This window comes from Halorubrum sp. AD140, from assembly GCF_034497445.1.
Classification (GTDB): domain Archaea; phylum Halobacteriota; class Halobacteria; order Halobacteriales; family Haloferacaceae; genus Halorubrum.
The window spans coordinates 1-1,004 of record NZ_JAXRUU010000364.1 but is presented as its reverse complement, the minus strand read 5'-3'; the positions used below and the strand labels follow the sequence as shown (position 1 = coordinate 1,004).

At 70.8% G+C, this 1,004-nt stretch carries 1 protein-coding gene; it reads left to right on the top strand.

The window, feature by feature from the left end:
- Nucleotides 1-922, top strand: a 922-nt coding sequence (locus U4E84_RS18895; protein WP_322533578.1) for a glucodextranase DOMON-like domain-containing protein, incomplete at its 5' end; no start/stop codon positions are given.
- Between the last annotated feature and the right edge of the window lie 82 nt (nucleotides 923-1,004).

The window sequence follows — 1,004 nt, the reverse complement described above, 5'->3', positions numbered from 1 at the left end:
CGCCGACGAGGCCGACCTCGGCGAGTCGTTCATCACGGGGACCGGCTCCAACGACGCCGGCTTCGTCGGCGGGACCACGGTCGAGGTCGTCGTCGACGGCGAGGTCGCCGCGCTCGACAACGTCCGGCTCCCGCCGAACGCGACGGACGAGACCGTCGACCTCGGCTTAAACATCTCGCGGATCGGGACGTTCGACGTCTCCGTCCGGGAGGCCGACGGCGGCGCAGAGCTGGCGTCGGGGAGCGTGACGGTCGCGCCCGGCGACGTCGTCGCCGAGTTCACGGATCCGCAGGGCGACGACGACGGTCCCGGCGAGTACGTCTACCCGACGAACGAGGCGTTCCGGGAGGGCGCGTTCGACCTGCGCTCGTTCCGCGTGCTGGAGACGGACGAGGAGTACCGGTTCGCGTTCGAGGTCGAGAACCTATACGACGCGTTCGGCGGCGACTTCTCGCCGCATTACTTCCTCGTCTACCTCCGCGATCCCGAGGCGGACGGCGGACGGACGGAGCCGCTCGACGACCTCGGACTGGCCGCCGAGTTCGCCGACCCGTGGCAGTACCGGGTCGACGCGAGCGGCTTCGGGAGAGCGGTCACCGACGCCGGCGGATCGAACCTCGGCACGCCGTCGGTGTTCGTCAGCTTCGAATCGAACACGGCGGTCGTCTCGATACCGAAGTCGACGGTCGACGGCGACCTCTCGGGCTGGGAGGTGCTGCCGGTCGTCGGCTCGGAGGACCGCGGCAGCCTGCGGGCGGTGGCGGTCGACGCCGGCGGCTTCGTCTTCGGCGGCGCGCGCGAGGGCGCGGCCGACAACGCGCCCCGGGTGATCGACCTGGTCACGCCGGAGGACGTCTCGCAGTCTGAGGCGCTCGACTACGGCGCGGACTCGCTCGCGTCGCTGCCGTTCACACCGCTGTAGAGAGAAAAGAGCGGAAGGCGGGGCGGGGTCGGTCCGCCGCGCTCAGAAGTGGTTCGCGGACTCGGTCTCGTGTTTCAGCTCG